The sequence below is a fragment of the Umezawaea tangerina genome (assembly GCF_003002815.1).
In the GTDB taxonomy this organism is placed as follows: domain Bacteria; phylum Actinomycetota; class Actinomycetes; order Mycobacteriales; family Pseudonocardiaceae; genus Umezawaea; species Umezawaea tangerina.
The window spans coordinates 104,065-128,881 of sequence record NZ_PVTF01000009.1 but is presented as its reverse complement, the minus strand read 5'-3'; the positions used below and the strand labels follow the sequence as shown (position 1 = coordinate 128,881).

24 protein-coding genes are annotated in these 24,817 nt (G+C 72.5%); 17 read left to right on the top strand and 7 right to left on the bottom strand.

Translation table 11 applies throughout. From position 1 onward, the window contains the following. Positions 1-25 precede the first annotated feature (25 nt). Positions 26-880: an alpha/beta fold hydrolase gene (locus tag CLV43_RS28720; RefSeq protein WP_106190831.1), complete on the top strand. Its 855-nt coding sequence runs from the start codon at positions 26-28 to the stop codon at positions 878-880. A gap of 77 nt (positions 881-957) precedes the next feature. Here the strand turns inward: CLV43_RS28720 and CLV43_RS28715 are convergent, their stop codons facing one another. Further along, complete coding sequence (locus tag CLV43_RS28715) at positions 958-1,599, bottom strand: TetR/AcrR family transcriptional regulator (RefSeq protein WP_106190830.1); 642 nt, start codon at positions 1,597-1,599, stop codon at positions 958-960. Positions 1,600-1,692: 93 nt separating this feature from the next. On the opposite strand from CLV43_RS28715, the gene CLV43_RS28710 reads away from it, so the two are divergent. The 6 genes from CLV43_RS28710 (at position 1,693) to CLV43_RS28685 (ending at position 7,440) form a co-directional block, all read left to right on the top strand. After that, positions 1,693-2,439, top strand: a complete 747-nt coding sequence (locus CLV43_RS28710) for an enoyl-CoA hydratase/isomerase family protein (protein WP_106190829.1) — start codon at positions 1,693-1,695, stop codon at positions 2,437-2,439. Continuing rightward, a complete protein-coding gene (locus CLV43_RS28705; RefSeq protein ID WP_106190828.1) occupies positions 2,432-3,838 on the top strand; it encodes an AMP-binding protein in 1,407 nt (468 codons plus the stop codon). Before CLV43_RS28710 ends, CLV43_RS28705 begins: the two co-directional genes overlap by 8 nt. Beyond that, the gene (locus tag CLV43_RS28700; protein ID WP_170156056.1) at positions 3,835-4,239 is read left to right on the top strand and encodes an acyl-CoA thioesterase; all 405 of its coding nucleotides are present in this window, start codon (positions 3,835-3,837) and stop codon (positions 4,237-4,239) included. Before CLV43_RS28705 ends, CLV43_RS28700 begins: the two co-directional genes overlap by 4 nt. Next, positions 4,236-5,813 (top strand): amidohydrolase, encoded by a 1,578-nt coding sequence (locus CLV43_RS28695; RefSeq protein WP_342749817.1) that lies wholly within the window; start codon positions 4,236-4,238, stop codon positions 5,811-5,813. Before CLV43_RS28700 ends, CLV43_RS28695 begins: the two co-directional genes overlap by 4 nt. Then, entirely contained in the window at positions 5,810-6,412 is a 603-nt protein-coding gene (locus tag CLV43_RS28690; protein WP_106190826.1) for a GNAT family N-acetyltransferase, read from the top strand. The genes CLV43_RS28695 and CLV43_RS28690 overlap by 4 nt, the downstream gene beginning before the upstream one ends. Before the next feature lie 242 nt (positions 6,413-6,654). Then, positions 6,655-7,440, top strand: a complete 786-nt coding sequence (locus CLV43_RS28685; RefSeq protein ID WP_106190825.1) for a DsbA family protein — start codon at positions 6,655-6,657, stop codon at positions 7,438-7,440. Positions 7,441-7,447: 7 nt separating this feature from the next. On the opposite strand, the gene CLV43_RS28680 is transcribed toward CLV43_RS28685, so the two are convergent. Continuing rightward, positions 7,448-7,915 (bottom strand): hypothetical protein, encoded by a 468-nt coding sequence (locus tag CLV43_RS28680; RefSeq protein WP_106190823.1) that lies wholly within the window; start codon positions 7,913-7,915, stop codon positions 7,448-7,450. A gap of 91 nt (positions 7,916-8,006) precedes the next feature. On the opposite strand from CLV43_RS28680, the gene CLV43_RS28675 reads away from it, so the two are divergent. The 4 genes from CLV43_RS28675 to CLV43_RS28660 all read left to right on the top strand — a co-directional run bounded on the left by CLV43_RS28675 (position 8,007) and on the right by CLV43_RS28660 (position 13,113). Continuing rightward, positions 8,007-8,690 carry a response regulator transcription factor gene (locus CLV43_RS28675; RefSeq protein ID WP_106190821.1) on the top strand — a complete coding sequence of 228 codons (684 nt, stop codon included), beginning with the start codon at positions 8,007-8,009 and terminating at the stop codon, positions 8,688-8,690. A gap of 4 nt (positions 8,691-8,694) precedes the next feature. After that, positions 8,695-9,954: a sensor histidine kinase gene (locus tag CLV43_RS28670; RefSeq protein WP_106190820.1), complete on the top strand. Its 1,260-nt coding sequence runs from the start codon at positions 8,695-8,697 to the stop codon at positions 9,952-9,954. An 89-nt stretch (positions 9,955-10,043) separates the two neighbouring features. Then, complete coding sequence (locus CLV43_RS28665; RefSeq protein ID WP_106190818.1) at positions 10,044-10,517, top strand: PepSY domain-containing protein; 474 nt, start codon at positions 10,044-10,046, stop codon at positions 10,515-10,517. A gap of 475 nt (positions 10,518-10,992) precedes the next feature. After that, positions 10,993-13,113 carry a putative bifunctional diguanylate cyclase/phosphodiesterase gene (locus CLV43_RS28660; RefSeq protein WP_146174949.1) on the top strand — a complete coding sequence of 707 codons (2,121 nt, stop codon included), beginning with the start codon at positions 10,993-10,995 and terminating at the stop codon, positions 13,111-13,113. 326 nt (positions 13,114-13,439) lie between these two features. Here the strand turns inward: CLV43_RS28660 and CLV43_RS28655 are convergent, their stop codons facing one another. Beyond that, the gene (locus tag CLV43_RS28655) at positions 13,440-13,880 is read right to left on the bottom strand and encodes a response regulator (protein ID WP_245887065.1); all 441 of its coding nucleotides are present in this window, start codon (positions 13,878-13,880) and stop codon (positions 13,440-13,442) included. A 70-nt stretch (positions 13,881-13,950) separates the two neighbouring features. Further along, the gene (locus CLV43_RS28650) at positions 13,951-14,301 is read right to left on the bottom strand and encodes a MerR family transcriptional regulator (protein ID WP_106190813.1); all 351 of its coding nucleotides are present in this window, start codon (positions 14,299-14,301) and stop codon (positions 13,951-13,953) included. Between the two features lie 134 nt (positions 14,302-14,435). Between CLV43_RS28650 and CLV43_RS28645 the strand changes: the two genes are divergently transcribed. Together CLV43_RS28645 and CLV43_RS28640 are read left to right on the top strand one after the other, a co-directional pair. After that, positions 14,436-14,807: an STAS domain-containing protein gene (locus CLV43_RS28645; RefSeq protein ID WP_106190812.1), complete on the top strand. Its 372-nt coding sequence runs from the start codon at positions 14,436-14,438 to the stop codon at positions 14,805-14,807. A gap of 548 nt (positions 14,808-15,355) precedes the next feature. Next, on the top strand, positions 15,356-18,253 hold the full coding sequence (locus CLV43_RS28640; protein WP_146174948.1) for an AfsR/SARP family transcriptional regulator: 2,898 nt from the start codon (positions 15,356-15,358) through the stop codon (positions 18,251-18,253). Positions 18,254-18,266: 13 nt separating this feature from the next. Here CLV43_RS28640 and CLV43_RS28635 read toward each other — a convergent pair whose 3' ends face one another. Next, a complete protein-coding gene (locus CLV43_RS28635) occupies positions 18,267-18,728 on the bottom strand; it encodes a winged helix-turn-helix transcriptional regulator (RefSeq protein ID WP_106190809.1) in 462 nt (153 codons plus the stop codon). 77 nt (positions 18,729-18,805) lie between these two features. Here CLV43_RS28635 and CLV43_RS28630 point away from each other — a divergent pair, with 77 nt between their 5' ends. From CLV43_RS28630 to CLV43_RS28615, 4 genes are all read left to right on the top strand, one after another. Beyond that, positions 18,806-19,504 (top strand): SDR family oxidoreductase, encoded by a 699-nt coding sequence (locus CLV43_RS28630; RefSeq protein ID WP_106190807.1) that lies wholly within the window; start codon positions 18,806-18,808, stop codon positions 19,502-19,504. Positions 19,505-19,582: 78 nt separating this feature from the next. Beyond that, the gene (locus tag CLV43_RS28625) at positions 19,583-20,818 is read left to right on the top strand and encodes an SLC13 family permease (protein WP_106190805.1); all 1,236 of its coding nucleotides are present in this window, start codon (positions 19,583-19,585) and stop codon (positions 20,816-20,818) included. A gap of 4 nt (positions 20,819-20,822) precedes the next feature. Next, positions 20,823-21,311, top strand: coding sequence for a universal stress protein (locus tag CLV43_RS28620; protein ID WP_106190804.1), 489 nt, complete (start codon positions 20,823-20,825; stop codon positions 21,309-21,311). Positions 21,312-21,375: 64 nt separating this feature from the next. Then, a complete protein-coding gene (locus CLV43_RS28615) occupies positions 21,376-22,152 on the top strand; it encodes a class I SAM-dependent methyltransferase (RefSeq protein ID WP_106190802.1) in 777 nt (258 codons plus the stop codon). Here the strand turns inward: CLV43_RS28615 and CLV43_RS28610 are convergent. After that, complete coding sequence (locus CLV43_RS28610; protein WP_106190800.1) at positions 22,130-22,939, bottom strand: alpha/beta fold hydrolase; 810 nt, start codon at positions 22,937-22,939, stop codon at positions 22,130-22,132. The two genes, CLV43_RS28615 and CLV43_RS28610, sit on opposite strands and share 23 nt — an antisense overlap. A gap of 70 nt (positions 22,940-23,009) precedes the next feature. After that, entirely contained in the window at positions 23,010-24,575 is a 1,566-nt protein-coding gene (locus CLV43_RS28605) for a vWA domain-containing protein (protein ID WP_245887064.1), read from the bottom strand. Between the last annotated feature and the right edge of the window lie 242 nt (positions 24,576-24,817).

Below are 24,817 nucleotides of genomic sequence, written 5' to 3'. Positions count from 1 at the left end.
TATTGACCGCTTGAAGGGGTTAGACATGACGTCGATCCACTACCGCACGGCGATCGTCGACGGGCACTCGCTCTTCTACCGGGAGGCGGGGGACCAGGACGCGCCGACGGTTGTGCTGCTGCACGGCTTCCCGACGAGCTCGTACATGTTCCGCGACCTGATCCCGCTGCTGGGCGACCGCTACCACGTGATCGCGCCGGACATGCTGGGCTTCGGCCACTCCGACGCGCCGTCGGTGGAGGAGTTCGAGTACGGCTTCGACGCGTTGGCCGACCTCACCGACGGGCTGCTGGAGCAGTTGGGTGTGGAGCGGGCCGCGTTGTACGTGCAGGACTACGGCGCGCCGGTCGGGTGGCGGCTCGCGGTGCGCGGGCCGGAGCGGGTGACGGCGATCATCACCCAGAACGGCAACGCCTACGCCGAAGGGCTCGTGCCCGAGTTCTGGGCGCCGGTCCGGGCGTACTGGGCCGATCCGAACCCGGAGACCGCCGCGCCGGTGCGGGCGGCGCTGAGCCTGGAGGCGATCCGTTGGCAGTACACGCACGGCGTGCCGGACGTCAGCCTGGTCAGCCCGGACACGTGGGCGCACGACCACGCGCTGGTGTCGCGGCCGGGCAACGACGAGGTGCAGATGCGGTTGTTCCTCGACTACCGGACCAATGTGGAGCTGTACCCGAAGTTCCACGAGTACTTCCGCACGAGCCAGGTGCCGCTGCTCGCGGTGTGGGGTGCGAACGACGAGATCTTCGGGCCCGACGGGGCTCGGGCGTTCCTGCGGGACCTGCCGAACGCCGAGGTGCACCTGCTCGACGGTGGTCACTTCCTGCTGGAGAGCCACGTGGACGAGGTGGCGGCCCGCATCCGCGGGTTCCTCGGCTAGGGCGTGCATCGAATTCCGTGTTCGCGGTAGCCGGGCCTCAGGTGCGACTCCCGTCGAACGAGACTTGGATGCACGCCCTAGTCGGGGAGCCAGATCTCGTCGACGAGGGCCATGGTGCGGCGGACCGAGTCGACGGCGAGCTCCGGGGGTGGGCCCGCGGCGCCGAGCACGCCCAGTGCCATCTCGGCGTAGCGCAGTGCCAGCTGCTCCAACGGGATGGGGCCGTCCGGGGTGTACCAGCGGGCGATGCCGCCGCACATCTCCAGCAGGGCGAGCCGGGCCACCCGCGGGGCGCGGACGTGGAAGGCGCCGGTCGCGCAGCCGGTGTCGATGGCGTCCTGCCAGAGGTGCTCGTAGCGGTCGCGCAGTGCCACGACGGTCGCGCGGTGGTCGGGGGACAGGGAGCGCATCTCGTCGTCGACGACCCTGGTCTCCAGCCTGCGGACGGCGTGGGTGAGGACGTGCAGCTCGACCAGGGCGGTGATCCTGGCCAGCGGGTCGCCGTCGGCGGTGAGGCGCTCGCCCGCCGTGAGCAGGCGCCCCAGGCTCGTGGTCATGATCGAGACGAGCAGGTCCTCCTTGGTGCCCATGTAGTGGTAGAGCGTCGCGGAGGACAGGCCCGCGCGTTCGGCCAGGTCGCGGATGCCGGTGCCGTGGAAGCCCCGTTCGGCGAACAGCTCGATCGCGGCGTCGCGGACCCTCGACCCGGTCGGACTCATCACGCACCTCTTGACCACTTCGGCTGACCCGACCTACGGTCGCCATCATGCCCGATCGATCGATCGATCGGGAACCGGCTACGAGGAGCGCGCGTGGTTGTCGAGTACGAGTGCCGCGACGGGGTGGCGCTGATCCACCTCAACCGGTCGGAACGGCTCAACGCCGTGGTGCCCGCGCTCACCGACGGGCTCGTCGTGGCGCTGACCCGTGCGGGCGAGGACGGCGCGGGCGTCGTCGTGCTGGCGGGGCGCGGTCGGGCGTTCTGCGCGGGCCACGACCTGAAGGAGCCCGAACCCGTCGAGACGGTGCTGGAGACCCGTGCCCGGCTGGAACGGATCCAGGACGTCACGCGGCTGATCCGCCGGTTCCCCGGCGTGGTCGTGGCGGCGGTCCACGGGTACGCGCTCGGCGCCGGGTGCGAGTTCGCGCTGGCGTGCGACCTGGTCGTGGCCGACGAGGGGGCGCAGTTCGGGTTCCCCGAGGTCAGCGTGGGGCTCAGCGTGACCGGCGGGATCTCCCGGCTGCTGCCGCACCTGGTCGGGTTGGCGAAGGCCAAGGAGTTGCTGCTGCTCGGCGAACGGGTGCCCGCTGCGGAGGCGCTGGCGATCGGCCTGATCAGCCGGGTGGCGCCCGCGGGCGAGCACGAGAAGGTCGCCCTCGACCTGGCCACGAGGGTGAACGCCCGCCCGAAGGTGGCGGTGAGCCTGGCCAAGCGGGTGCTGGACCTCGGCCTCGACGCGACCCTGGAGGAGGCGTTGGCCACCGAGGTCGACCACGCCCTGCTGACCAGCCTGTCCGGGGAAGGGGACGCGCCGCGTGAGGAGTTCGGACGTGACTGACCTCGTCGCCGCCGTCCGCCGGGCCGGGGAGCTGTGGGCGGACCGGGTGGCGTGGACGTTCGACCCCGGTGTCCGCCTGACGTTCGGCGACGTGGACCGGCTGACCGCCGGGTACTCGCAGGCGCTGCGGTCGCGCGGCATCGGCGCGGGGGACCGAGTCGCGGTGCTGCTGCGCAACCAGCCCGAGTTCCCGCTGTTCTGGCTGGCGCTGGCGCGCCTGGGCGCGGCGATGGTCCCGGTCAACGTGAAGTACCGGTCGGTCGACGCCGAGCACCTGCTCCGCGACTCGTCGGCGGCGGCCGTGGTGACGACCGCGGAGTTCCGGCCGCTGGTGGCCGAGCTGTCGGCGGTGCCGGTGTTCCTGGTCGAGGACCTCGCGCCGGAGGACGGGTTCGAGCAGCAGGACGTCGACCCCGGCGCGGCGGTGAACATCCAGTACACGTCCGGCACGACCGGCGCCCCCAAGGGCTGCGTGCTGTCGCACACCTACTGGACGACCCTGGGCGGCAGCCTGGTCGAGGAGTTCCCGAACCTGTCTGCCGACGACGTGATGCTGACGGCGCAGCCGTTCCACTACATCGACCCGCAGTGGAACGTGGTCGCCGCGCTGCTCGCCGGGGCCGAGCTCGTGGTGCTGGACGGCTTCCACCCGTCGTCCTTCTGGGACAGGGTGCGCGAGCACGGGGTCACCTACTTCTACTGCCTCGGCGCGATGCCGACGTTGCTGCTGCGCATGCCGGAGTCCCCGCTGGACCGCGAGCACAAGGTGCGCGCCGTGCAGTGCTCGGCGATCCCGCCCTCGTCGCACGCCGCCCTGGAGGAACGCTGGGGCGTCGGCTGGTACGAGGCGTTCGGCATGACCGAGACGGGCGCGGACATCCGGGTCGGTGCCCAGGACCACGACGAGCTGGTCGGCACCGGCTGCCTCGGACGGCCCGCCGCGCACCGCGAGGCGCGGGTCGTGGACGGCGAGCTGCAGCTGCGCGGTCCGGGGATGATGGACGGCTACCTGGGGCTGCCCAGCGTGCTGCGGGACGGCTGGTTCCCGACCGGCGACCTGGCCCGGATCGACGAGCACGGCCGCGTCTACCACCTCGGCCGGATCAAGGACATGATCCGGCGCAGCGGCGAGAACATCGCCGCCTACGAGGTGGAGGAGGTGCTGCTCAGCCACCCCGCGGTGACGCTGGCCGCGGTGGTCGGGGTGCCGGACGAGATCCGCGGCGAGGAGGTCAAGGCGTTCGTCGTGGGGGCGGTGAGCGCCGAGGACCTGGCCGCCTACTGCGCCGAGCGGCTGGCGTCGTTCAAGGTGCCGCGCTACTGGGAGTTCCGCGACGACCTGCCGCGCACCCCGTCCGAACGGGTCGCGAAGCAGCTGCTGGACCGGAGCGCCCCGTGACCTTCTCCTGGGACAGCCCGGTGTTCTTCGACGAGTTGGACCTCAACGGCACGCTGCACAACTCGCGGTTCGCGGTGCACGTCGAACGCGCCCAGTCGGCGCTGTTCGAGTCGTTGGGCAAGGGGTGGGCGCGGTTCGGCGACCGCGACCCGGACCTGCACTACGTGGTCCGGGAGCTGCACGTGGAGTTCCTGGCCGCGGTGACCGCGCCCGGCCCGCTGCGGGTCGAGCTGACGTTCGACAGGATCGGCACGACCAGCGCCGTGTACGGGTTCCGCTGCGGCGACGAGGTCACCTATGCGAAGGGGTACCGGGTGATCGTGAAGACCGATCCCGTCACGGGCAGGCCGTCGCCGTGGAGCGACTGGTACCGCGAGACCTTCCGGGAGAACCAGTCGTGATCGAGGCCGACCTGCTGCTGACCAACGCCGACGTGGTGACCCTGGACGGGCCCGACGTCCGGTCTGTCGCGATCCTCGGCGACCGGGTCGTGGCGCTGGAGGACGTGCCCGCCAAGGAGGTCGTCGACCTCGACGGCGCGACCGTGGTCCCCGGTTTCCACGACGCGCACAACCACATGGCCTGGTTCGGGCTGACGCTGTCCGAAGTGGACCTGCGGGTGTCGGACCTGGACGCGCTGTACCGGGCGGTGCAGGAGAAGGCCGCCACCGTCGCGCCCGGCGAGTGGCTGGTGGGCGCCGGGTACGACCAGAACAAGATCGGCGGCCACCCGACCCGCGCCGAGCTGGACCGGGTGGCGCCGGGGCGCAAGGTGTGGCTCAAGCACACCTCCGGGCACATGTGCGTGGTCAACACGCCCGTGCTGGAGGAGCTGGGGATCGCCTCCGGGCCGGTCGAGGTGGTCGGCGGGGTGGTCGACACGGCGACCGGCATGCTCCAGGAGCAGGCGCAGCAGCTGGTCAACTCGCTGGTGCTGCCCTACTCCGTCGACACCCTGGTCGACGCGATCGACCGCGCCGGACGGCAGTACCTGGCCGAGGGGATCACGAGCTGCGTCGAGGCCGGGATCGGCGGAGGGTGGATCGGGAAGTCACCGGTCGAGGTCGCCGCGTACCAGGCCGCCCGCGACCGCGGCCTGCTGCACGTCCGCGTCGAGCTGATGGTGGCCGTGGACGCGCTGCGCGAGCTGTCCGCGCACCCCGACGACGGGTTGTCGCTGGGGCTCGACCTGGGCATCCGCACCGGCTTCGGGGACGACTGGCTGCGGATCGGGCCGGTCAAGGTGTTCTCCGACGGGTCGCTGATCGGGCACACGTCCGCGATGTGCCAGGACTTCGCCGACACGCCCGGTGAGCGCGGGTACCTCCAGGGCGAGGCGGCGGACCTGACGGAGACGATCATCGCCGCGCACCGGTCCGGCTGGCGGGTGGCCACGCACGCCATCGGCGACGCGGCCATCGACCTCGTGCTCGACGCCTACGAGACCGCGGCGCGCGACCACCCGAGGCCTTCGCCGCGGCACCGGATCGAGCACTTCGGCGTCGCCCGTCCCGACCAGGTGCGCCGGGCCGCCGAGCTGGGGGTGGTGCCGGTGCCGCAGGGCCGGTTCGTGAACGAGATCGGCGACGGCATGGTCACCGCGCTCGGGCCGGAACGGGTGAAGTGGGCCTACCGGCACCGGACGCTGCTCGACGCCGGGCTGGTGGTGCCCGGCAGCTCGGACCGGCCGGTCGTGCGGGGCGCGCCGCTGCTCGGGATGCACGACATGGTGAACCAGCTGACGTCGTCGGGCGCGTCGTTCAACCCGGACGAGGCGGTCACCGGGCGGGAGGCGCTGCGCGCTTACACGCTCGGGTCGGCCCACGCGTCGCACCAGGAGCACCTGAAGGGCACGATCACGCCCGGCAAGCTGGCCGACCTGGTGGTGCTGTCGGCCAACCCGACCACGGTGGACCCCGGTCGGATCAAGGACGTCGAGGTGCTGCGCACGATGATCGGTGGGGAGTTCCGGTGAAGCTGGTCGACGCGGGGGAGCTGGCCCCGGAGGTGCTGGAACGGGCGCGGGCGATCTACGAGGCCGGGTTCCCGCCGCACCTGCGGTCGTCGTTCGACAACCTGCTGCGCGACCACACCGCGGTGCTGGTCGACGGCGAGCCGATCGCCGTCGCGGTGCTCCGGCCGCTGGCCGACACCGGGTGGGTGTTCCTGCGCTACTTCGTCGCCGGGTCGCGCGGGCAGGGCGTCGGCACGCTGCTGTGGCAGCACGTCACGCGGGCCATGGGCGAGGCCGGGCACACGCGGATGGTCTACGACGTGGAGGACCCCGCCGAACGCAGTGTGGACCCGGACGAGGTGTCGGTCCGGAAGCGGCGGATCGGCTTCTACCTGCGGCAAGGGGCGCGACTGCTGCCCGTGCGGGAGTTCGTGCCGCCGCAGGGCGAGGTCGTCCAGCCGATGCTGCTGATGGCGGTCGACCTCGGCGGCGGCCCGACCGCGCCGATCGTCGACGCGGACCTGCGCGCGGTCGTCGAGGCGGTCTACGAGCACCGGTACGGGCTGGTCGCGGACGACCCGGTCGTGTGGCGGACGATCGAGGTCAGCGGGCTCGCCTAGGACCGGTCGCGCCGAGTGTGCGGCGCCAGGACCTGGTGCGGGTCCTCGTGACACCCGTTCGGGTGGAACCCCGTCCGTGTCCTGTCCGTTGGGCATGACGGCGGCCTGCGGGGCAGTGCGGCCGGACGGTCCTGGTCCACCTGTTCGCGCGGTTCCGGAAGGCGCGGGGTGCCCGTGGGAACTCCGGGCGCCGTCGGACCGACCGGTGGGGGAAGACGAGACAGGGAGAGCGGGACCAGCGGATGAGCAACAAGAACGCCGCGCGCAAGCGCGGCAGCAAGGCCGTGGCGCAGGCCAGGAACACCGGGGGGAACCGGGTCGCGATCATCGCGGGTGTGGTGGTCGTGCTGGTGCTGGCCGTCGTCGTGGTCGGCGCGGTGGTCATCGCGGGCAAGAACCGCGACACCACCGCCGAGAACGGCAACATCCCCGTCGTCACGTCGGGCGCGTCCGCCGTGCCGGTGGCGTTGGAGGAGCAGAGCGGCACGGTCGTGGTGGGCAAGGACGGAGCGAAGGCGACGATCGACGTCTACGAGGACTTCCTCTGCCCGGTGTGCGGCCAGTTCGAGGCCACCTACGGCAAGAAGATCGAGGCGGCGCTGACCGCGGGCACGCTGAAGGTGCGCTACCACGTGGTGAACCTGCTCGACGCGAAGTCGACCCCGCCGGGGTACTCGCTGCTGTCGGCCAACGCGGCGCTGTCCGTGGCGAAGAACAACCCGGCGAAGTTCGCCGACTTCCACGACAGCCTGTTCGGCGCGCAGCCCCGCGAGGGCGGGCCGGGCTACACCGCCGACCAGATCGTCGCCCTCGGCAAGGAACTGCAGGTCGGCGGCACCTACGAGCAGGACGTCCGCAACGGCGCGTTCGACGCGACGGTGAAGGCCGCCTACCAGAAGGCGGGCTCCGACCCGGCGTTGCAGCAGACGCAGGGCGGCCAGTCCTACTTCGGCACGCCGACCGTGGCCTCCGGCGGCAAGGTGGTCGACCTCAACGACCCGAACTGGCTGGCCGCGCTGACCGGCTGACTCCCGGTCAGCCGTTCTTGATCTCCGGCTGGATCCGGCCGTCCACGCACCGGAGCCGGACCTCGACGCGCGCCCGGCCGGTCGTGAACCGGATCCTCGGGTGGTCGGCCTCGGACTCCGTGGACGCCTGGTAGCCCTGGCCGGGGTTGGTGGAGACGATCTGCACCTCGGTGCCCGAGCAGCGGGCGATCACGGTGCCGCCCTTGCTCGAGATGACCTCGGCGGCCGCGGTCGTCGTCGTTGTGGTGGTCGTCGTGGTCGGCGGGACGGTCGTGGTGGTGGACGGGGTGGACCGGGCCGCCGACAGCCGGGCGTCCACTTCGGACTGGCTGAGCGGCTGCCCGCCCGCCCCCACGATGCCGCTGCCGATCGCGCCGACGGCGGTCATGCCGACGAGCGTCGCGGCCACCAGCGCGCCCAGCCAGGCGAGCGCGGCGGTGACCGCTCGGGTGCGGCCCGACCAGGGACGGGACATGCGGCAAGTATGCCGTCGGACACCGTTAACGCGCCCCTAACGGACTCCTAAGCCCGGCGCCACCGGCCCGCGTGTGGCTTACGGTTCGACCATGGCCCAGGTGCTGCTGATCGAGGACGACCCGCGGATCCGCACGGCGTTGATCCGCGGGCTGGCCGACCGCGGCCACGCCGTGACCTGGGCACCCACCGCCCTGGCAGGCCTGGAGATGGCGGTCGGCGACCGGCCGGACCTGGTCGTGCTCGACCTCGGCCTGCCCGACCTCGACGGCGTCACGATGCTGAGGATGCTGCGCGGGGTCAGCCGGGTCCCGGTCGTGGTGGCCACCGCCCGCGACGGCGAGGCGGAGATCGTGACCGTGCTCGACGCGGGTGCCGACGACTACCTGGTCAAGCCCTTCGGGGCGGCGCAGCTGGACGCGCGGATCAGGGCGGTGCTGCGCCGCGGCGGTGAGCACACCGAGGACGCGGCGGTCGTGGTCGGCGGGCTGCGGGTCGACCCGAAGTCCCGCCGGGCGAGCCTGGACGGCCTGGCGCTGGACCTCACGCCGCGCGAGTTCGACCTGCTGCACTACCTGGCCTGCCGGGCGGGTGAGGTGGTCGGCAAGCGGGAGCTGCTGACGGAGGTGTGGCGGCTGCCCTACGGCGGTCCGGACAAGACGGTCGACGTCCACCTGTCCTGGTTGCGCCGCAAGCTCGGCGAGACCGCCCAGGAGGCCCGGTACCTGCACGCGGTGCGCGGGGTCGGGGTCCGGCTCAGCGCGCCGGGGGAGTGACCGCGTGCGTCGGCGGGTGCTGCTGCTGGTCGGGGCGACCACGTCCCTGGTGCTGATCGCGTTCCTGCTGCCGTTGGCGCTGCTCATCCGGGACGTCGCTGCGGACCGGGCCGTGCAGGCGGCCACCGTGCGGGCGCAGTCGCTCAGCGCGCTGGTCGCGACCACGGACGGGGAGGCGCGGGCGCTGAGCGTGGCGCAGGTCGACCCGACCGCCACGGTGTTCCTGGCGGACGGGACCCGGCTGGGGGTGCCCGCCGAGCGGACCTCGCTGGTGGAGCTGGCGTTCCGGGGCGCGAGCGAGTCCAGCGACGTGCCGGGTGGCCGCGAGATCGTGTTCGCGGTCGGCGGCCCGACCGGGACCATCGCGGTGATCCGCGCGTTCGTGCCCGACGCCCGGCTGTCGGACGGGGTCGGCCGGGCGTGGCTGCTGCTGGCCGGGCTCGGTGTGGTGCTGCTCGGGGTCAGCCTGGTGGTCGCCGACCGGCTGGCCCGGTCGCTGGTGCGGGCCACGATCTCGCTCGCCGCCGTGTCGCACCGGCTGGCCCGCGGTGAGCTGGACGCCAGGGCGGACCCGGCCGCGCCGGGTGAGATCGGGGTGGTCGCGACCGCCCTCAACGGCCTCGCGGCCCGCATCGCCGACCTGCTGCGCGAGGAGCGCGAGACCATCGCCGACCTGTCGCACCGGGTGCGCACCCCGCTGATGGCCCTGCGGCTGGACGCGGAGGCGCTGGACCGGCCCGACGACGCCGAGCGGATCGGCACCGGGGTCGACGCCGTGCAGCGGGCCGTGACGCTGGTGATCGAGCAGGCCCGCCGCCGCGGCGACGATCCGGCGGGCGACAGCGACGCCGCCGAGGTCGTCCGCGAGCGGGTCGCGTTCTGGCTGGTCCTCGCCGAGGACACCGACCGCGAGGTCGGCGTGGACGTGCCCGGCGGGCCGCTCCCGGTGGCGGTGCCCAGGGCCGACCTGGAGGCGGGCGTGGACGCGCTCCTGGGCAACGTGTTCGCGCACACGCCCGACGGCACCGGCTTCCGGGTCGCGCTGGAGGCCCGTCCGGAGGGCGGTGCCCGGCTCGTGGTGGCCGACGCGGGACCGGGGATGGACGCCGCCGCGGTCCGCCGGGGCAGCAGCGGGTCCGGGTCCAGCGGGCTCGGTCTGGACATCGCGCGGCGGATGGCCGAGGCGTCCGGCGGCGGGCTGCGGATCGGCGCGTCCGAGCACGGCGGCCTGCTGGTGACCGTGGACCTCGGGTCTCGCGCTTAGGCCGCCGTTAACCCTGCGACAGCGTGGCGCTAGGCCCCCGAGCGACATCGTCGGTACCGGCTCGACCACAGCGACGAAAGGGGCCGGACATGTCCAATCGGAGGAACGCGATCCTGGTGGGTGGCGCGCTCGTGCTGCTGGTGACGGCGGGTACCGCGAGTGCCCTCACCGGCGCGGACGACAGCCCGACGGCCGCGGGCGGCACGTCCGCGACCCCGTCCTCGACCACCTCCGGCACCGTGCCGGGGCAGTCGACGATCAGCGTGCGCCCGTCCACGCCGTCGTCCTCCGCGCCGACGACGGTCGACACGCCTGCCGCCGGGGTGACCGCGCAGGAGGCCGAGCGGATCGCAGTCGGCCTGGTCGGCGGCCGGGTGGTGCGGACCGAGCGGGAGTCGGAGCACGGCGGGTGGGAGTGGCACGTGCGGGTCGACGCGGCCGGTGTGCGCCACGACGTGCGGGTGGACGCGACGACCGGGGCGGTCCGCGGGAGCGACGACGACGGCGGGCACGGCGGTGACGACAACGGTGGGCACCGGGGTCGCGGCGGTGACGACCACTAGGACCCGTGCGGAAGGGCCTGGTCGCCGTGGGCCTTTCCGCACAACGCGGTAGGCGCTTTCCCACGACCGGGCGGCCGGTCGGGTGACAATTCCACCCGACCAGGCCCCCGATTGGTCCGAGACTTTCCGCGAAGCGCCTTCGGGCGGTAACCCCCTGTGGTTGAATGGACAGGTCGGTGCGATCATCGGACAAGTGTCCACTGTGGACCTGAATGGTGCTCTTCCTGGTGTGCAAGCGATTCGATCCCGCCTGTGACGTGCGCGGACGGTTGCCCGCGGTAACCGGCGCACGCTTTCGGGTCACGTGTCCACAAAGGACTCAATCGGTTCGTTCACCTGCGAGAGATCACATCACTCTGTTGGCGGTTGCCGTCGGCGTGCGACCATTGGATATTGCGAGCCTTCCCCACTACAGGGAGTCGGTCGCGTCACTGCCCGTGAACGCGAGGGGGCGGCCGTTGAGCCGGTGGACGAGGTGACGACAGCGCACGGCAAGGTCGAGCTGCGTGGAGTGCGAAGGCTCACCAGTGCATTCGCCTGGATGGGCGGCCTCGCCGTCCTCGCGGCGCTCGTCGGGTCCGGTCAGGGCCCGCTGCACTACCCCGTGTCGGCGCTCGCGGTCGTGGTGCTCGCGACCTGGGTCGTGTGGCCGGACAGCGACAGCTGGTGGATCGCGGCGGCCGAGGGCGTGATCGCGGTCAGCGCGTTCGTCGTGCTGCCGGGTCCGCAGCCGGTGATCGGCTTCCTGTTCGGCGTCACGGTCCGGCGGTCCATGCGGGGCGGCACGGCCAGGTTCCCGGTCAAGGCCACGCCCGCGCTGGTCGGCTACCTGGCGGGCTTCGGGGCCGCGTTCGCGTTCGACCTGCACGGCAAACCGGTCGGCATCGACTCGATCGTGGGCTCCACGATGCCGCTGGTGGGGCTGGTGATCGGGTCGATGGCGCTGTACCTGACGGTGCGGGCCTCCCAGATCGCCGACGCCGCGCACCGGACCCTCGCCGCCGTGGTGCACGCCAGTCCCGTCGGGCTGGTCCTGCTCGACGACGAGGGCGTGCCGCGGATGCACAACGAGCGCGCGTCGACGCTGCTCGACTGGGATGAGCCGGGCCCCGTCCCGTGCCCGCACGGGTACGACATCACCCGGTGCGTGCAGGGCTGTCGCACCGCCGGTCAGGAGCCGGTCGAGGTGCGGATCGACCACACCGACGGCACGTCCTCCGTGGTGGCGCTGCACCAGACCCCCGTCGAGCCGGACGAGACGCTGGTCGCCGCGGTCGACGTGAGCAGCCGGACGCTGCGCGAGGACGTGCTGCGGACCCGCAGCGAGCGCGACGAGCTGACCGGGCTGGCGGGCCGGGCGCACTTCCTGCACCTCGTGGAGCGGGCGCTGCCGGACGGCGGCGGCTCGGTCGGGCTGCTGGTCATCGACCTCGACCAGTTCAAGGAGATCAACGACACCGAGGGCCACGAGGCGGGCGACCTCTACCTGATGACGGCCGCGGACCGGATCCGCGCGTCGGTCGGACCGCGCGCGACCGCCGCGCGCATCGGTGGCGACGAGTTCGCCGTGCTCGCCCCCGCCCACACCGCCGACGACTGCCTCGCGCTCGCCCAGCGCCTGCTCGACGCGCTCGCCGAACCGTCGTCCCCGTTCGGCTACGAGCTGGTGATCCGGGCCAGCGTGGGCGTCGCGGTGTCCACCGGCGGCGCGGCGACCGCCGACCTGCTGCGCGACGCGGACACCGCCATGTACGTCGCCAAGCGCGAGGGCGGTGCGCGGTTCCGGCTGTTCCAGCCGGAGATGGGGGAGCAGGTGCTCGCCCGGCAGCGCGACAAGACCGACCTGCGCGCCGCCATCGACGACGGCCAGTTGGTTCTGCACTACCAGCCGATCGTCGACCTGGCCACGTCGCGCGTCACCGGCGCCGAAGCTCTGGTCCGCTGGCAGCGGCCCGGCCACGGCCTGCTCGGCCCGATGGACTTCATCGGGCTGGCCGAGGAGACCGGCCTGATCGTGCCGCTCGGCGGCCGGGTGCTCGCCGACGCGTGCGAGCAGGCCGTCCGGTGGCAGGAGCAGGGCCGCACGGTCGGCGTGACCGTCAACGTCTCCACCCGGCAGCTGTCCACCTCGGGGTTCCTCGACACGCTCGACCACGTGCTCGACAACACCGGCCTGCGGCCGTCCGGGCTGACCATCGAGGTGACCGAGTCGGTGTGGGCCGACGAGGTCGCCATGCAGGCGCTGATGCAGATCCGCGAGACCGGCGTGCGCGTCGCCCTCGACGACTTCGGCACCGGCTACTCCTCCCTGAGCTACCTCCAGCGCTACCCGTTCGACATCGTCAAGATCGACAAGTCCTTCACCGCCGAGCTCGGCGAGTCCGGCCGCACGGCGGGCGTCGTCCGCTGCATCATCGACCTGACCGAGGTCCTCGGCGCCAACGCCGTCGCCGAGGGCATCGAGACCCCCGCCCAGGCCGACTGGCTGCGCCGCGCGGGCTGCGGCTTCGCCCAGGGGTACCTGTTCGGCAAGCCGGACGTCGCCGAGAACTGGGACGAGCAGCCTTCGGTGGTGTGGGCGGCGAAGCGCGGCTGACGTGGTGGGGCTCGGGTGCACTCGCACTGGGGCTGGACAGTCGAATCCGGACGTGTGGCGGCTCACGTACCGGATTCGCATTGTGCGGAAAGCGTGACACGCGGGTCGACGGTTGTTCGAAAAAGGGTTCGGGGTTCGCGTGTGTGAAAAGGTCGGAGATGTGAAATGGGGAGATCCGGACCGCTCGGTTTACCCATGATCGTTGATTCGAACCGGTCGAAGAACCTGTTCCTGGTGGAACATGACCGATCCTCACCTGCGGTTTCGTCGACAGCCAACGGCATTGCCGCCCATTCATCCCGCGGAGGCGGGGTTCGGGAAAGCGGTCAGCTGGGCCGGGCGACGACCGTGATGAAGAAGTCGTCGATCTGCCGGATGGCGGTGACGAACGCGTCGAAGTCGACGGGTTTGGTCACGTAGGCGTTCGCGTGCAGCTGGTAGCTGCGCAACACGTCCTCGTCGGCTCCTGAGGTGGTCAGCACCACGACGGGAATGCGTCGGAGGTCCTCGTCGGCCTTGAGCACCGCGAGCAGGTCGTGGCCGCCCATCCGCGGGAGGTTCAGGTCCAGCAGGACCAGGTCGGGTCGGGGCGCGTCGGCGTGGTCGCCCTCGCGGCGCAGGAACGCCAGCGCGTCGACGCCGTCGCGCACCACGTGCAGCCGGTTGACGACCTTGTGCCGCTCGAACGCCTCCACGGTGATGAGCGCGTCGCCTGCGTCGTCCTCGACCAGCAGCACGTCGATGGCGCTGGCTGCGGGCACGGTCACGGCGCGGTCCAATCCAGGGAGGGGGCTGCTCCCTGCGGTCATCGTGCCACGTCCGGGGCGGGGCGACCGGTCAGTCCGGCACGCCGTCGTCCGACCTGGACCGTTTCAGCTCCTCGTTGAGGCGCAGCGCCTCGGTGAGCTGGTCCTCGAGGATGACGATCCGGCACGCCGCGTCCACCGCGGTGCCCTGGTCGACCAGCTCCCGCACCCTGCCCGCGAGGCGGAGCTGGTAGCGGGAGTAGCGGCGGTGGCCGCCCTCGGAGCGCTGCGGGGTGATCAGCTCCGCGCTGTCGAGGCCGCGCAGGAACACCTGCGTCACGCCGAGGATCTCGGCTGCCCTGCCCATGCTGTACGCCGGGTAGTCGTCATCGTCGAACCTATCGGCCGGTGTGCCCTCCGACCTGCGGCTTGGTGGACCCATGAAGCCTCCGGTGGGGTTGGTCCGGCGTGGTCGCCAAACCAAACCTATGCTGCGAGCACATCAATGTCTACTATCGTCGATGCAGATTTCAGGTACTGCGGACCTGAGGTCCCAGAGGGCGAGGAGAGATCGGCATGCGCACGGTCCCAGGGCAGGACTTCGACGCGGAGCGTCCGCGGCTGCGTGTGCACCACCGGGTCCAGGACGGGGCGGTGGTGGTGGAGGCCGCGGGCGACGTCGACATGAACACGGCGGCCGACCTGGAGGAACGGCTCGCCACCGCGCTGGCGTCGGACACGCCGGTGGTCGCGGACCTGACCGGGGTCACGTTCCTCGACTCCTCGGGGCTGAGCACGCTGGTGCGCTGCCACGAGCGCGGGCTCCGCGCGGGCGGCTCGCTGCGGCTCGTCGTGGCGACCCGCGCGGTCTCCCAGCCGCTGCGGCTCACCGCCCTCGACGGCCTGCTGGACGTCTACCCGACCCTGGAGGCCGCGCTGGCCGCCTGAACGGCCTCGCGCTCGGAATTCGTCCCGGCAAACCGTACGGTCGGTGGGCTGTGGAGGATTATACGGGCTCATCGCGAGTGGGATGGCCGTTCATCGGACAGGTCACCTGGCTCGGTTGTCGGAATGCCCGCCGTGCGGAGCAGCCGTCGTTCGGCCGGGTGGTTCCCGGTGGCGGTCGGGAATGGCGGGTCGGGCACCGCCATCGGTGTGCTGACCTGCGGTGCGCGTCCCGCGGGTGCGCCCGCGGGGCTCTTCCGCATTGTCGCAAATCCTGTTGACCAGCTGTCGATCCGATTCGAATCATCGTCGAATCCGGGACGGTCGTTCCGCTGAAAACGCTCTCAGCTCGCCACGGGTAACATGGTTCTCGTTCGTCGGCGCGTGGCGCGGGCGTGGTGTGCGTATTTGATACCGTTTTCTCCGCAAGGTCGGTTTCCGAACTCGGCACATCCGCTTTCGCCCGCGGTGTGCGAACAATTCCCGAGCACACCGCGGTTCTCGTTCGCCGCGTGCGCTGATGGTGGGGCGAGCGGTAAGGAGGGCGGCAGGTGGCAGGGGTGGACCGCGGCGGCGTCCCGCCGGTTCGCTTCTCCGTGCTGGGCCCGGTCCGAGCGTGGCGAGGCGATGTCGAGATCGACCTCGGCGCGCCCCAGCAGCGGCTCGTGCTCGCCTTCCTGCTCGCCGCGGGCGGGCGGCCGGTGGCCCTCGGCGAGCTCGTCGACCTCCTGTGGGACGAGAGCGCCCCGTCCAGCGCCGTCAACGTCGTCCACCGCTCCGTCGGCCTGCTGCGCCGGATGCTGGAACCCGGTCTGCCGCCGAGGGCGTCCGGTCGGTGGCTGCTCCGCAAGGCGGGCGGCTACCAGCTGGAGGTCGACGAGCTGTCGCTCGACCTGCTGGGCTTCCGCGCGCTGGCCGCCGAGGCGGGACGGCTGGCCGCCCAGGGCGCGCACGCCGCCGCCGTGCCGAGGTTCGCCGAGGCGTTCGCGCTGTGGCACGGCCGGTGCGCGGACGGGCTGGACGTCGGTGCGCGCGCCACCGTGCTGTTCGCCGGGATCGACCAGGAACGGCTCGCGCTCGCCAGGGAGGCCGCCGAGTCCGCGCGGCACGCCGGGATGGCCGAGGACCTGCTGCCCGCGTTGCGCGCGGTCGCCGACCAGGCCCGGCTCGACGAGGCGCTGCAGGCCGAGGTCATGCTGCTGCTCGCCGCCGCGGGCCACCAGGCCGAGGCGCTGGGGATCTACCAGGCCGTGCGCGCGCACCTGTCCGGCGAGCTGGGCATCGGTCCGGGACCGGAGCTGCGGGCGGCCCAGCAGCGGGTGCTGGCCCAGCAGGCCTCGTCCGTCCCGCCCGCGACGGGGATGCGCGGGAACGCGGTCAGGGCGGGTCTCCGGCCCGCGCAACTGCCCGCGGACCTGCCCGCGTTCACCGGTCGCCGGGCCGTGCTGGCCAGGCTGGACGCGCTGCTGCCCGCCGACCGCACCTCGTCCGGCTCCACCGTGATCTGCGCGATCGACGGCATGCCCGGCACCGGGAAGACCACGCTCGCCGTGCACCTCGCGCACCGGATGGCGGGGCGCTACCCCGACGGGCAGCTCTACGTGAACCTGCGCGGGTTCGACCTCAGCGGTGCCGCCATGGACCCGGCCGAGGCGCTGCGCGGACTGCTGACCGCCCTCGACGTGCTGCCGACCAGGATGCCGTCCACTGTGGACGAACAGGTCGGGCTCTACCGCAGCCTCACCGCGGGCAAGCGGATGCTCGTCGTGCTGGACAACGCGCGCGACGCGAACCAGGTCCGCCCGCTGCTGCCCGGTTCGGCCACCTGCCTGGTGATCGTGACCAGCCGCGACCGGCTGACCGGGCTGGTGGCGACCGACGGCGCGCACCTGGTGTCGCTCGACGTGCTGTCGCCGGAGGAGGCGAGGGAGAACCTGGTCCGGCGGATCGGGGCCGAGCGGGTCGACGCCGAGCCGCACGCCGTCGACGAGGTGATCAGGTTCTGCGCCGGGCTGCCGCTCGCGCTCAGCCTCGTCGCGGCGCGAGCCGCCGCGCACCCGGACTTCCCGCTGGCCGCGATCGCCGACGAGCTGAAGGACACCGAGGGCAGCCTGGACGCGTTCGACGACGGCAGCAGCGGCGACGTGCGCACGGTGTTCTCCTGGTCCTACCGGATGCTCGGCGACCAGGCCGCGCGGCTGTTCCGGCTGCTGTCGCTGCACCTGGGCCCCGACATCTCGCTCGCCGCGGCCGCCAGCCTGCTCGGCACCGGCACCAGGGAGGTGCGCGCGCTGCTGATCGAGCTGATCCGCGGCCGACTGGTCACCGAGCACTCGCCGCGCCGGTTCGCCGCGCACGACCTGATCGGCGTGTACGCCGCCGAGCTGAGCCGGGAGCTGGACCGCGACGCCGACCGCGAGGCCGCGCTGGACCGGCTGTTCGACCACTACCTGCACACCTCGCACCGCGCCAACCTGATGCTCAAGCCGAGGCTGCGGTTCGACCAGCCGCCGGGGCCCCGTCCCGGCGTGACACCGGAGACCATCGAGGACGACAAGCACGCCTCCCGGTGGTTCGCCGCCGAACGCCAGGTGCTCATGGCCGCCGTCCGGCACGCCGCCGAGAACGGGCGGCCGGTCGACGCCAGGGAGCTCGCCCTGTCGATGCAGCAGTACCTGCAGTACCAGGGTCTGTGGCACGAGTGGGACGCGACGATGTCCGTCGTGGCGGCCGCGGCCGAGACCGACGGGGACAAGAAGGGGCTGGCGTTCGCGCTGCGCAGCCTCGCCGGCGCCCGCCACTACCTGGGCCGCCCCGACGACGCCATCGTCCTGCTCGACCGGACGTGGGAGCTGCTGGGCGACCTCGGCCTGCACTACGAGCAGGCCCACGTGCTGAGCGGCCTCGGCTCCATCCACGGCAGGCAGCACCACTACGCGGAGTCCGCCGCGCACCACGCCCGCGCGTTCAAGCTGTACTCGGCGGCCGAGGACCAACAGGGGCAGGCGAACTCGTTGCAGGGCATCGCGTGGGCGCGCAGCCAGCTGGGGGCGCACACCGAGGCGGTCGCGTTGGCGCGCAAGGCGATGACCCTGTTCCGTGAGGTCGACGACAGCAACGGAGAGGCCAACTGCTGGGTCGTGCTCGCGGACTCGCACCGGCTGCGCGGCCAGTTCGACAAGGCGGTCGCCTACCGGCAGCGGGCGATCGAGCTGTTCCGCCGGGCCAACATCCCGGTGTACGAGGCCGAGGAGCTGATGGAGCTCGGCGACACGTTCCTGGAGGCGGGGGACAGGGTGGGCGCGCGCACGGCGTGGCTGCGCGCGTTGGCGATCCTGGAGGAGCTCAGGCTGCCCGCCGTGCGGTTGGTGGCCGACCGGCTGCTGCGCATCGAGCACGACGCGTACGACGGGGCCGAGGCGCGGGCGGACTACCGGCACAGCGGCTGAGCCGCGCCGGGCCCTAGTCCACCGGGTAGGCCGCCGTGCGGTTGGCGGCGACGTCGTCGAGGGGCACCTCGCGGCCGGAGCCGTCGACGTAGCCGACGTGCACGGGGCGGTCGTCGGTGCGGGTGCGGCGCTCCACCGTGGGGCCCTCGGGGCGCGGGAGGTAGCGGTCGCCCCACTGCTGGAGGGCGCCCAGGGCGATGTCCAGCTCGCGGCCGGCGTCGGTGAGGTGGTAGGCGTCGCGGGGCCTGCTGCCCGGCTCCTGGTAGGGCTCGCGGGTGAGCACGCCGTACTCCACGAGCGTCGCGAGCCTGGCCGTGAGCACGTCCGGCGCGATCCTGAGCGCGTCGCGGAACTGCGCGAACCGGGTCTTGCCCGTCAGCGCCTCGCGCAGGATCAGGAACGTCCACCGCTCGCCCAGCACGCCGAGGCTGCGCGCGATGGAGCAGGTGGAGTCCACGAGCTTCGGAGTGGCCATGCTCTCATCCTAACCTGGGTTGCCCTTTCCTACCCAGGAGGCTAAGTTGCAAATACCAACTCAGACTGGAGAACGTCATGGACCTCGCAGGCCGCACCGCACTCGTCACCGGCGCCAACCGCGGTCTCGGCAGGCACTTCGCCGAGCAGCTGCTCCAGCGCGGCGCCACCGTCTACGCCGGGGCCCGCAACCCGGCGGCCGTCGACCTCCCCGGTGTGATCCCGATCCGGCTGGACGTCACCGACCCGGAGTCGGTGGCCGAGGCCGCGCGCACCGCGTCGGGGGTGTCGATCCTGGTCAACAACGCGGGGTCGTCCACCGGCGCGTCGGTGACCGGGGGCTCGCTCGCCGACATCCGGCTGGAGATGGAGACGCACTACTTCGGCACGCTCGTCGTGACGAGGGCGTTCGCGCCGCAGTTGGCCGAGCAGGGCGGCGGCGCCGTGCTGAACGTGCTGTCGGTGCTGTCCTGGTTGACCGCGCCCGGTGTCAGCGCCTACGCCGCCGCCAAGTCGGCCGCCTGGTCGCTCACCAGCGCCCAGCGCCTGGAGTTGGCCGCCCAGGGCACGCAGGTCACCGCGCTGCACGTCGGGTACATGGACACCGACATGGCCCGTCACGTCAGCTCGCCGAAGATCGACCCGGCCACGGTCGCGAAGCTCGCCCTGGACGGGCTCGCGGCGGGGGAGGCGGAGGTCCTGGCCGACGACCTGAGCCGCACCGTGCGGACGCGCCTCGCGGACGGGGTCGACGGGCTCTACCCGCGTTCCGCCTGACCACCGCTCTGCCGGGTCGCCCCGCGCACTGGATGATGGTGTTCCCGTCGTGCGAGGAGGTCCGGGCTGAACACCGTCGTGTCCGTGGTGCTGCTGGTCGCGGTGCTGGCGTTCGCCGTGATCCGGCCGCGCGGTCTGCCGGAGGCGGTGGCGGCCGTCCCCGCCGCCGCGGTCGTGCTGGCGACGGGCGCCATCCCGTGGTCGCACGCGGTCGCCGAGGTCGAACGGCTCGCGCCGGTCGTCGCCTTCCTGGCGGCGGTGCTGGTGCTGGCGCGGCTGTGCGCGGACGAAGGGCTGTTCGAGGCGGCCGGGTCGTTGATGGCCCGGCTGTGCTCGGGCAGCCCGAAGCGGTTGCTGGGCGCGGTGTTCGGGGTCGCGGCGGCCATCACGGCGGTGCTCAGCCTGGATGCCACGGTGGTGCTGCTGACGCCCGTGGTGTTCGCGACGGCCTCCCGGCTGGGCGCCCGGCCCAAGCCGCACGTGTACGCGTGCACGCACCTGGCGAACTCGGCGTCGCTGCTGCTGCCGGTGTCGAACCTGACGAACCTGCTGGCGTTCACCGCCGCGGGCATCTCCTTCACCGCGTTCGCCGGGCTGATGGCGCTGCCGTGGCTCGCCGCGGTCGCCGTCGAGTACGTCGTGTTCCGGTTCTTCTTCGCCTCCGACCTGGCCGCGGGCGCCGACGGGCCGCCGATGCCGGTGCCGGACCGCAAGGCGCCGACGTTCGTGCTGGTCGTGCTCGGCCTGACCCTGGTCGGGTTCGCGGTCACCTCGCCGCTCGGGATCGACCCGGCGTGGGCCGCCTTCGGCGGCGCCCTGGTGCTGGGCGTGCGCGCGCTGGTGCGCCGCACGACCACCCCCACCGCGCTGGTCGGCGCGACCAGCGTCCCGTTCCTGGTCTTCGTGCTGGCACTGGGGATCGTGGTCCGCGCGGTCGTCGACAACGGGCTGTCCTCGGCGGTCAGCCACCTCATTCCCACGGGCGGCACCCTGCTCGCGCTGCTGGGGCTCGCGGCCGTCGCCGCGGTGCTGGCCAACCTGATCAACAACCTGCCCGCCGTGCTGGTGCTGCTCCCGTTGGCGGCCTCCGGCGGCACGGGCGCGGTGCTGGCGGTCCTCATCGGCGTCAACATAGGCCCGAACCTCACCTACGTGGGCTCGCTGGCGACCCTGCTGTGGCGCCGGATCCTGCACCAGCACGACACCACCGCCGACCTGGCCGAGTTCACCAAGCTCGGCCTGCTCACCGTGCCGGTGTCGCTCGTGCTCTCCGTCCTGGGACTCTGGGCGGGGCTGACCGTGATCGGAGGCTGACATCGTGGACGTCGTCGTCTGGGTGGTCGAAGGGACCTGGCGCGCGTGCGTGCGGGCCGCGCGCACGCTGACCCCGCCCGACGCGAACCTGGTCCTGCTGCACGTCACCGCGTCGGACGTACCCGGCGCCGCGCACGGGGCGTTCGCCGGGCTGCTGGGCCGCGGCCACCCGGAGCACGACCCCGGCCACCAGGTCGAGGAGCTGGCCGAGGCCGCCGCCGAGCACCTGCTGCGGGTCGCGGCCGAGGAGCTGGGCCGACCGGCGACGACGGTGAACCGCCACGGCCGTCCCGAGGGCGAGGTGATCGCCGCGGTGGACGGTGCCGACCTGCTCGTCGTCGCCCGCGACGGCGACCGCTCGCGGCTGGGCCCGAAGAGCCTGGGTCCGGCGACCAGGTTCGTGGTCGACCACGCGCCGTGCCCGGTGCTGCTCGTCTGGCCGGAGCAGGCGCCGGACCTCACGTCGATCCCGCCACCGCCACCGCACCGGTAATCCGGATGCGCGACCGGGCGACCGGTGTGACGATGTCGGTCATGATCACCCACCTGTTCCGGTCATGACCGACGACGCGCTGCGCGGGATCTTCGGCGAGGACGCCGAGCTGTACGACCGGTGCAGACCGGGGTACCCGCCGGAGGTGGTCGCCGACCTCTCGTCCCTCGCGGGCCCTGGCGCACGCGTGCTGGAGATCGGCGCCGGCACCGGCCAGGCGACCCTGCCGATGACCCGCCTCGGCTGGTCGGTCACGGCCGTGGAGCTGAACGCGAACATGGCGGCCCTGGCCCGCCGCAACGTCCCCGAGGCCGACGTGGTCGTCTCGGCGTTCGAGGACTGGGAACCGCCCGCGACGCCGTTCGACCTCGTCGTGTCGGCGACGGCTTTCCACTGGGTCGACCCGGAGGTGCGGGTGGTCAAGTCCGCCGACCTACTGCGGCCCGGCGGCTCGCTCGTCGTGATCTCCACCCACCACGTGCGCGGCGGCACCGTGCCGTTCTTCGAGGCGGCCCAGCGCTGCTACGAGCGCTTCGACCCGGCGACACCGCCGGACCTGCGCCTGGAGCCGTCGTCGGCGATCCCGGAGGACTCCGCCGAGTTCGACGAGTCGGGGCGCTTCGGGCCGGTGTCGTTCCGGCGCCACGAGTGGGAGCTGACCTACACCGCCGCCGGGTACCTGGACCTGCTGTCCACCTACTCCGGCCACCGGGCGCTGCCCGCCGAGGCCCGCGACGGCCTGTACCGGTGCATCGCCGGCCTGATCGACGACCGGCACGGCGGTCGGGTCACCAAGCGGTTCATGACCCAGCTGGCGATCACCGAGCGAGGAAGTCGCTGATCAGCGCGTTCACCTCGGCCGGGTTCTCCAGCCCGGCCAGGTGGGCGGTGCGGTCCAGCACCACGAAGCGGGCGCCGGGGATCGCGTCGGCCATCACCCTGGTCTCGGCCACCGGGAACGTGGCGTCCTCGGCGCCCGCGACCACCAGCACGCGGGCGCGGATCGTGGCGGCGAGGTCCCGCTGGTCGGGCCTGCGGGGCACGACGCTGGTCACCGCCCATGCCGCCGACGCGATGTCGACGCGGCGCAGCGCGGCCCGGATCGCCGCGACGACCTCCGGCCGTTCGCGCCGGGTCGTCCTGCCGACGAACGCGTCGACCACGGGCTTGACCAGTGGTCCACGAATGCCGCCGACGAGCTTCGCCACGGCGGTGAGGAGCGCGAACTCGACCCGCTGCCGGGTCGGGGCGGGGGAGGCGGTGCAGTTCATCAGCACGGCGCTGTCGACCCGTTCAGGGAAGCGGGCGGCGACCGTGGCGCCGATCATGCCGCCCCAGGAGTTGCCCACGAAGTCCGCGGTGGTCGCGCCCAGGTGGTCGAGCACCTGCACGACGCAGCGCGCGCACTCGTCGAAGTCGAACAGCCGGGTCAGCGGCTCGCTGCCGCCGTGACCGGGCGGGTCGACCAGCACCACCCGGTGGTCGACGCCGAAGTGCTCGGCCTGCGCCGCCCACATCGTGCCGTCCATCAGCAGGCTCGGCCAGAACAGCATCGTCGGGCCCTCGCCGCCGACCCGCACCTGGAGGCGGCCCAGCGAGGTCGCGATGTCCTGCTCCACGAGGTCCATCGGCGGAGCATGCCGGCTGGACCGGTCCTGCGCAGGGAGGGGGCGGACCCCTGGGTCCGCCCCCGACCCGCTACTCGACGACGACCTGGAACTCGACACCGCCGATGTCGCCGGTCTCGTCGAACTGCACCACGTGCTGCACGAACTCGCCGCGCTGGCGGCCGGTGAACACCAGCGTCGTCTCGAACCGCTCACCGGGCTCGACGACCAGCCCGGTGATCCGGGCCTGCCGGGCGTCGGTGATCTCCAGCGAGGTCTCGCCGACCTGCTTCACGCCCTCACCGCCACCGCCGGTCTGCCGCCAGCGTTCGAACAGCCGCGGCCCGAGGTCGAGCACCAGCGAGCCGCCCGCCCCCACGAAGGGCTTGCCGGGGCTGGTGACGACGAGGTCGGTCTTGATCGTCCGGTCGGTGCCGTTGCCGACCTGGAACGGCGAACCGGTGGTCTGCCCGGTCTTCACGCGGACGCTGTCCACGTTGCGCCAGGCGATGTTGTTGTTGTTCTTGGCGTTGAGGACGGTGTTGCCGACCTCGGCGAAGGTCATCGGGTCGGTCGCCGACACCCACCGCGCGAGCAGGCAGAAGTGCCCCGGCCCCGGCACGGTGACCCACGGGATCTTCACGACCGTCGCCCCGGCCGGGACCGTGACGCCCTGCTGCCCGATGAACGTCCAGTCGCCGCCCGTCACCGGGTTCCAGACCGCCGCGCCGCCCTGCGCGGTGTAGTAGACCTTCAGCGTGCCGAGACCGGGGCCGCTGCCGTAGGGGCCGGGGTTGTGCAGCTTGACGTGCACGTAGCTGGTCGAGCCGACGACCGGTTGGCCGCCGGGGCAGTCCGCGAGCGTCGGGCACACCTTGATGTCCGGGCTGCTCCACACCGTTCCGTTGGGGTTGGGCTCGATCCCGGTGTCGGTGGACTGGTCGTGCATGAACACGTCGGTCTGCCTGCAGTCGCTCAGGAACCGCTGGATCGCCGTCGCGGTCCCGCTCCCGTCCGCGGCCGCCTGGGTGTAGACGCCACCGGTGGTGGTGGCGTAGTTCTGCATGACCGGCACGATCGTCGAGCTGTACGCCGACGACGTGGGCACGTACACCGCCGAGATCTTGATGCCCGCACCGAGCGCGTCCGTCGCGCGCGCCGCCGCGTTCACGTCGTCCGCGCCCACGACGTAGTTGTCGTCGAACCCGCCCGGCCGCGCGTCGGTGACCAGGACGACGAACTTCGTCGCCGTGGACCGCCACACCCCGGTGAAGTCCCCGACCTGCGGCCGCCCGAGCGCGGGCAACCGGTTCACCGCCGTGTTGACCGCCTCGTCCGACGCCTCCGGCTCACCCCCGCCCCCGCCCGCCGCCAATGTGTTCGTCACGTGGCTCGTGATCGCCGCCGCGTTGCCCGGCGCCAGGTCGTCCACCACGGTCACGGTGTCCTTGAAGGTCACCAGCCCCAGCTGGTAGTCGCCACCGGACGCGGTCACGACGTCGTTCACGATGCTGTTGATCCCGGTCTTCAGGTTCGCGATCGTGCCACCCATGCTGCCGGTGTCGTCCAGCACGAAGGCCACGTCCAGCGGCCCGCACTTTCCGGCCGCCGGCGCGGGCGCGGCGGCCGTGGCAGGGACGAGGGTGATGGTGCTCAAAGCGGCCAGCGCCGCGCAGGCTAACGCGCCAAGCGCGCGCCGTCGTCCACGTTGACGAACGGATTCCATCAGTCGTTCTCTTCTCACTCGTGCGACCGGGTGCAAGGGCCCGATTCGCTGCTCCGAATGCACCGGAAGGGGAGTCCGGGCACGTCAGGCGGATGGGTGAGGGTGTCGGGAAATACCGGGATACGTATTTTCCGTGCTTTTGAGCATTGGTTTCCGGAATGGTATGGCTTGGG

What these genes read in the sequence shown, in the direction of transcription:
- CLV43_RS28720 (WP_106190831.1), top strand. Translation starts at nt 26, where the DNA reads ATGACGTCGATCCACTACCGCACGGCGATCGTCGACGGGCACTCGCTC.
- CLV43_RS28715 (WP_106190830.1), bottom strand. Translation starts at nt 1,599, where the DNA reads ATGAGTCCGACCGGGTCGAGGGTCCGCGACGCCGCGATCGAGCTGTTC.
- CLV43_RS28685 (WP_106190825.1), top strand. Translation starts at nt 6,655, where the DNA reads ATGAGCAACAAGAACGCCGCGCGCAAGCGCGGCAGCAAGGCCGTGGCG.
- CLV43_RS28680 (WP_106190823.1), bottom strand. Translation starts at nt 7,915, where the DNA reads ATGTCCCGTCCCTGGTCGGGCCGCACCCGAGCGGTCACCGCCGCGCTC.
- CLV43_RS28675 (WP_106190821.1), top strand. Translation starts at nt 8,007, where the DNA reads ATGGCCCAGGTGCTGCTGATCGAGGACGACCCGCGGATCCGCACGGCG.
- CLV43_RS28665 (WP_106190818.1), top strand. Translation starts at nt 10,044, where the DNA reads ATGTCCAATCGGAGGAACGCGATCCTGGTGGGTGGCGCGCTCGTGCTG.
- CLV43_RS28650 (WP_106190813.1), bottom strand. Translation starts at nt 14,301, where the DNA reads ATGGGTCCACCAAGCCGCAGGTCGGAGGGCACACCGGCCGATAGGTTC.
- CLV43_RS28645 (WP_106190812.1), top strand. Translation starts at nt 14,436, where the DNA reads ATGCGCACGGTCCCAGGGCAGGACTTCGACGCGGAGCGTCCGCGGCTG.
- CLV43_RS28635 (WP_106190809.1), bottom strand. Translation starts at nt 18,728, where the DNA reads ATGGCCACTCCGAAGCTCGTGGACTCCACCTGCTCCATCGCGCGCAGC.
- CLV43_RS28630 (WP_106190807.1), top strand. Translation starts at nt 18,806, where the DNA reads ATGGACCTCGCAGGCCGCACCGCACTCGTCACCGGCGCCAACCGCGGT.
- CLV43_RS28615 (WP_106190802.1), top strand. Translation starts at nt 21,376, where the DNA reads ATGACCGACGACGCGCTGCGCGGGATCTTCGGCGAGGACGCCGAGCTG.
- CLV43_RS28610 (WP_106190800.1), bottom strand. Translation starts at nt 22,939, where the DNA reads ATGGACCTCGTGGAGCAGGACATCGCGACCTCGCTGGGCCGCCTCCAG.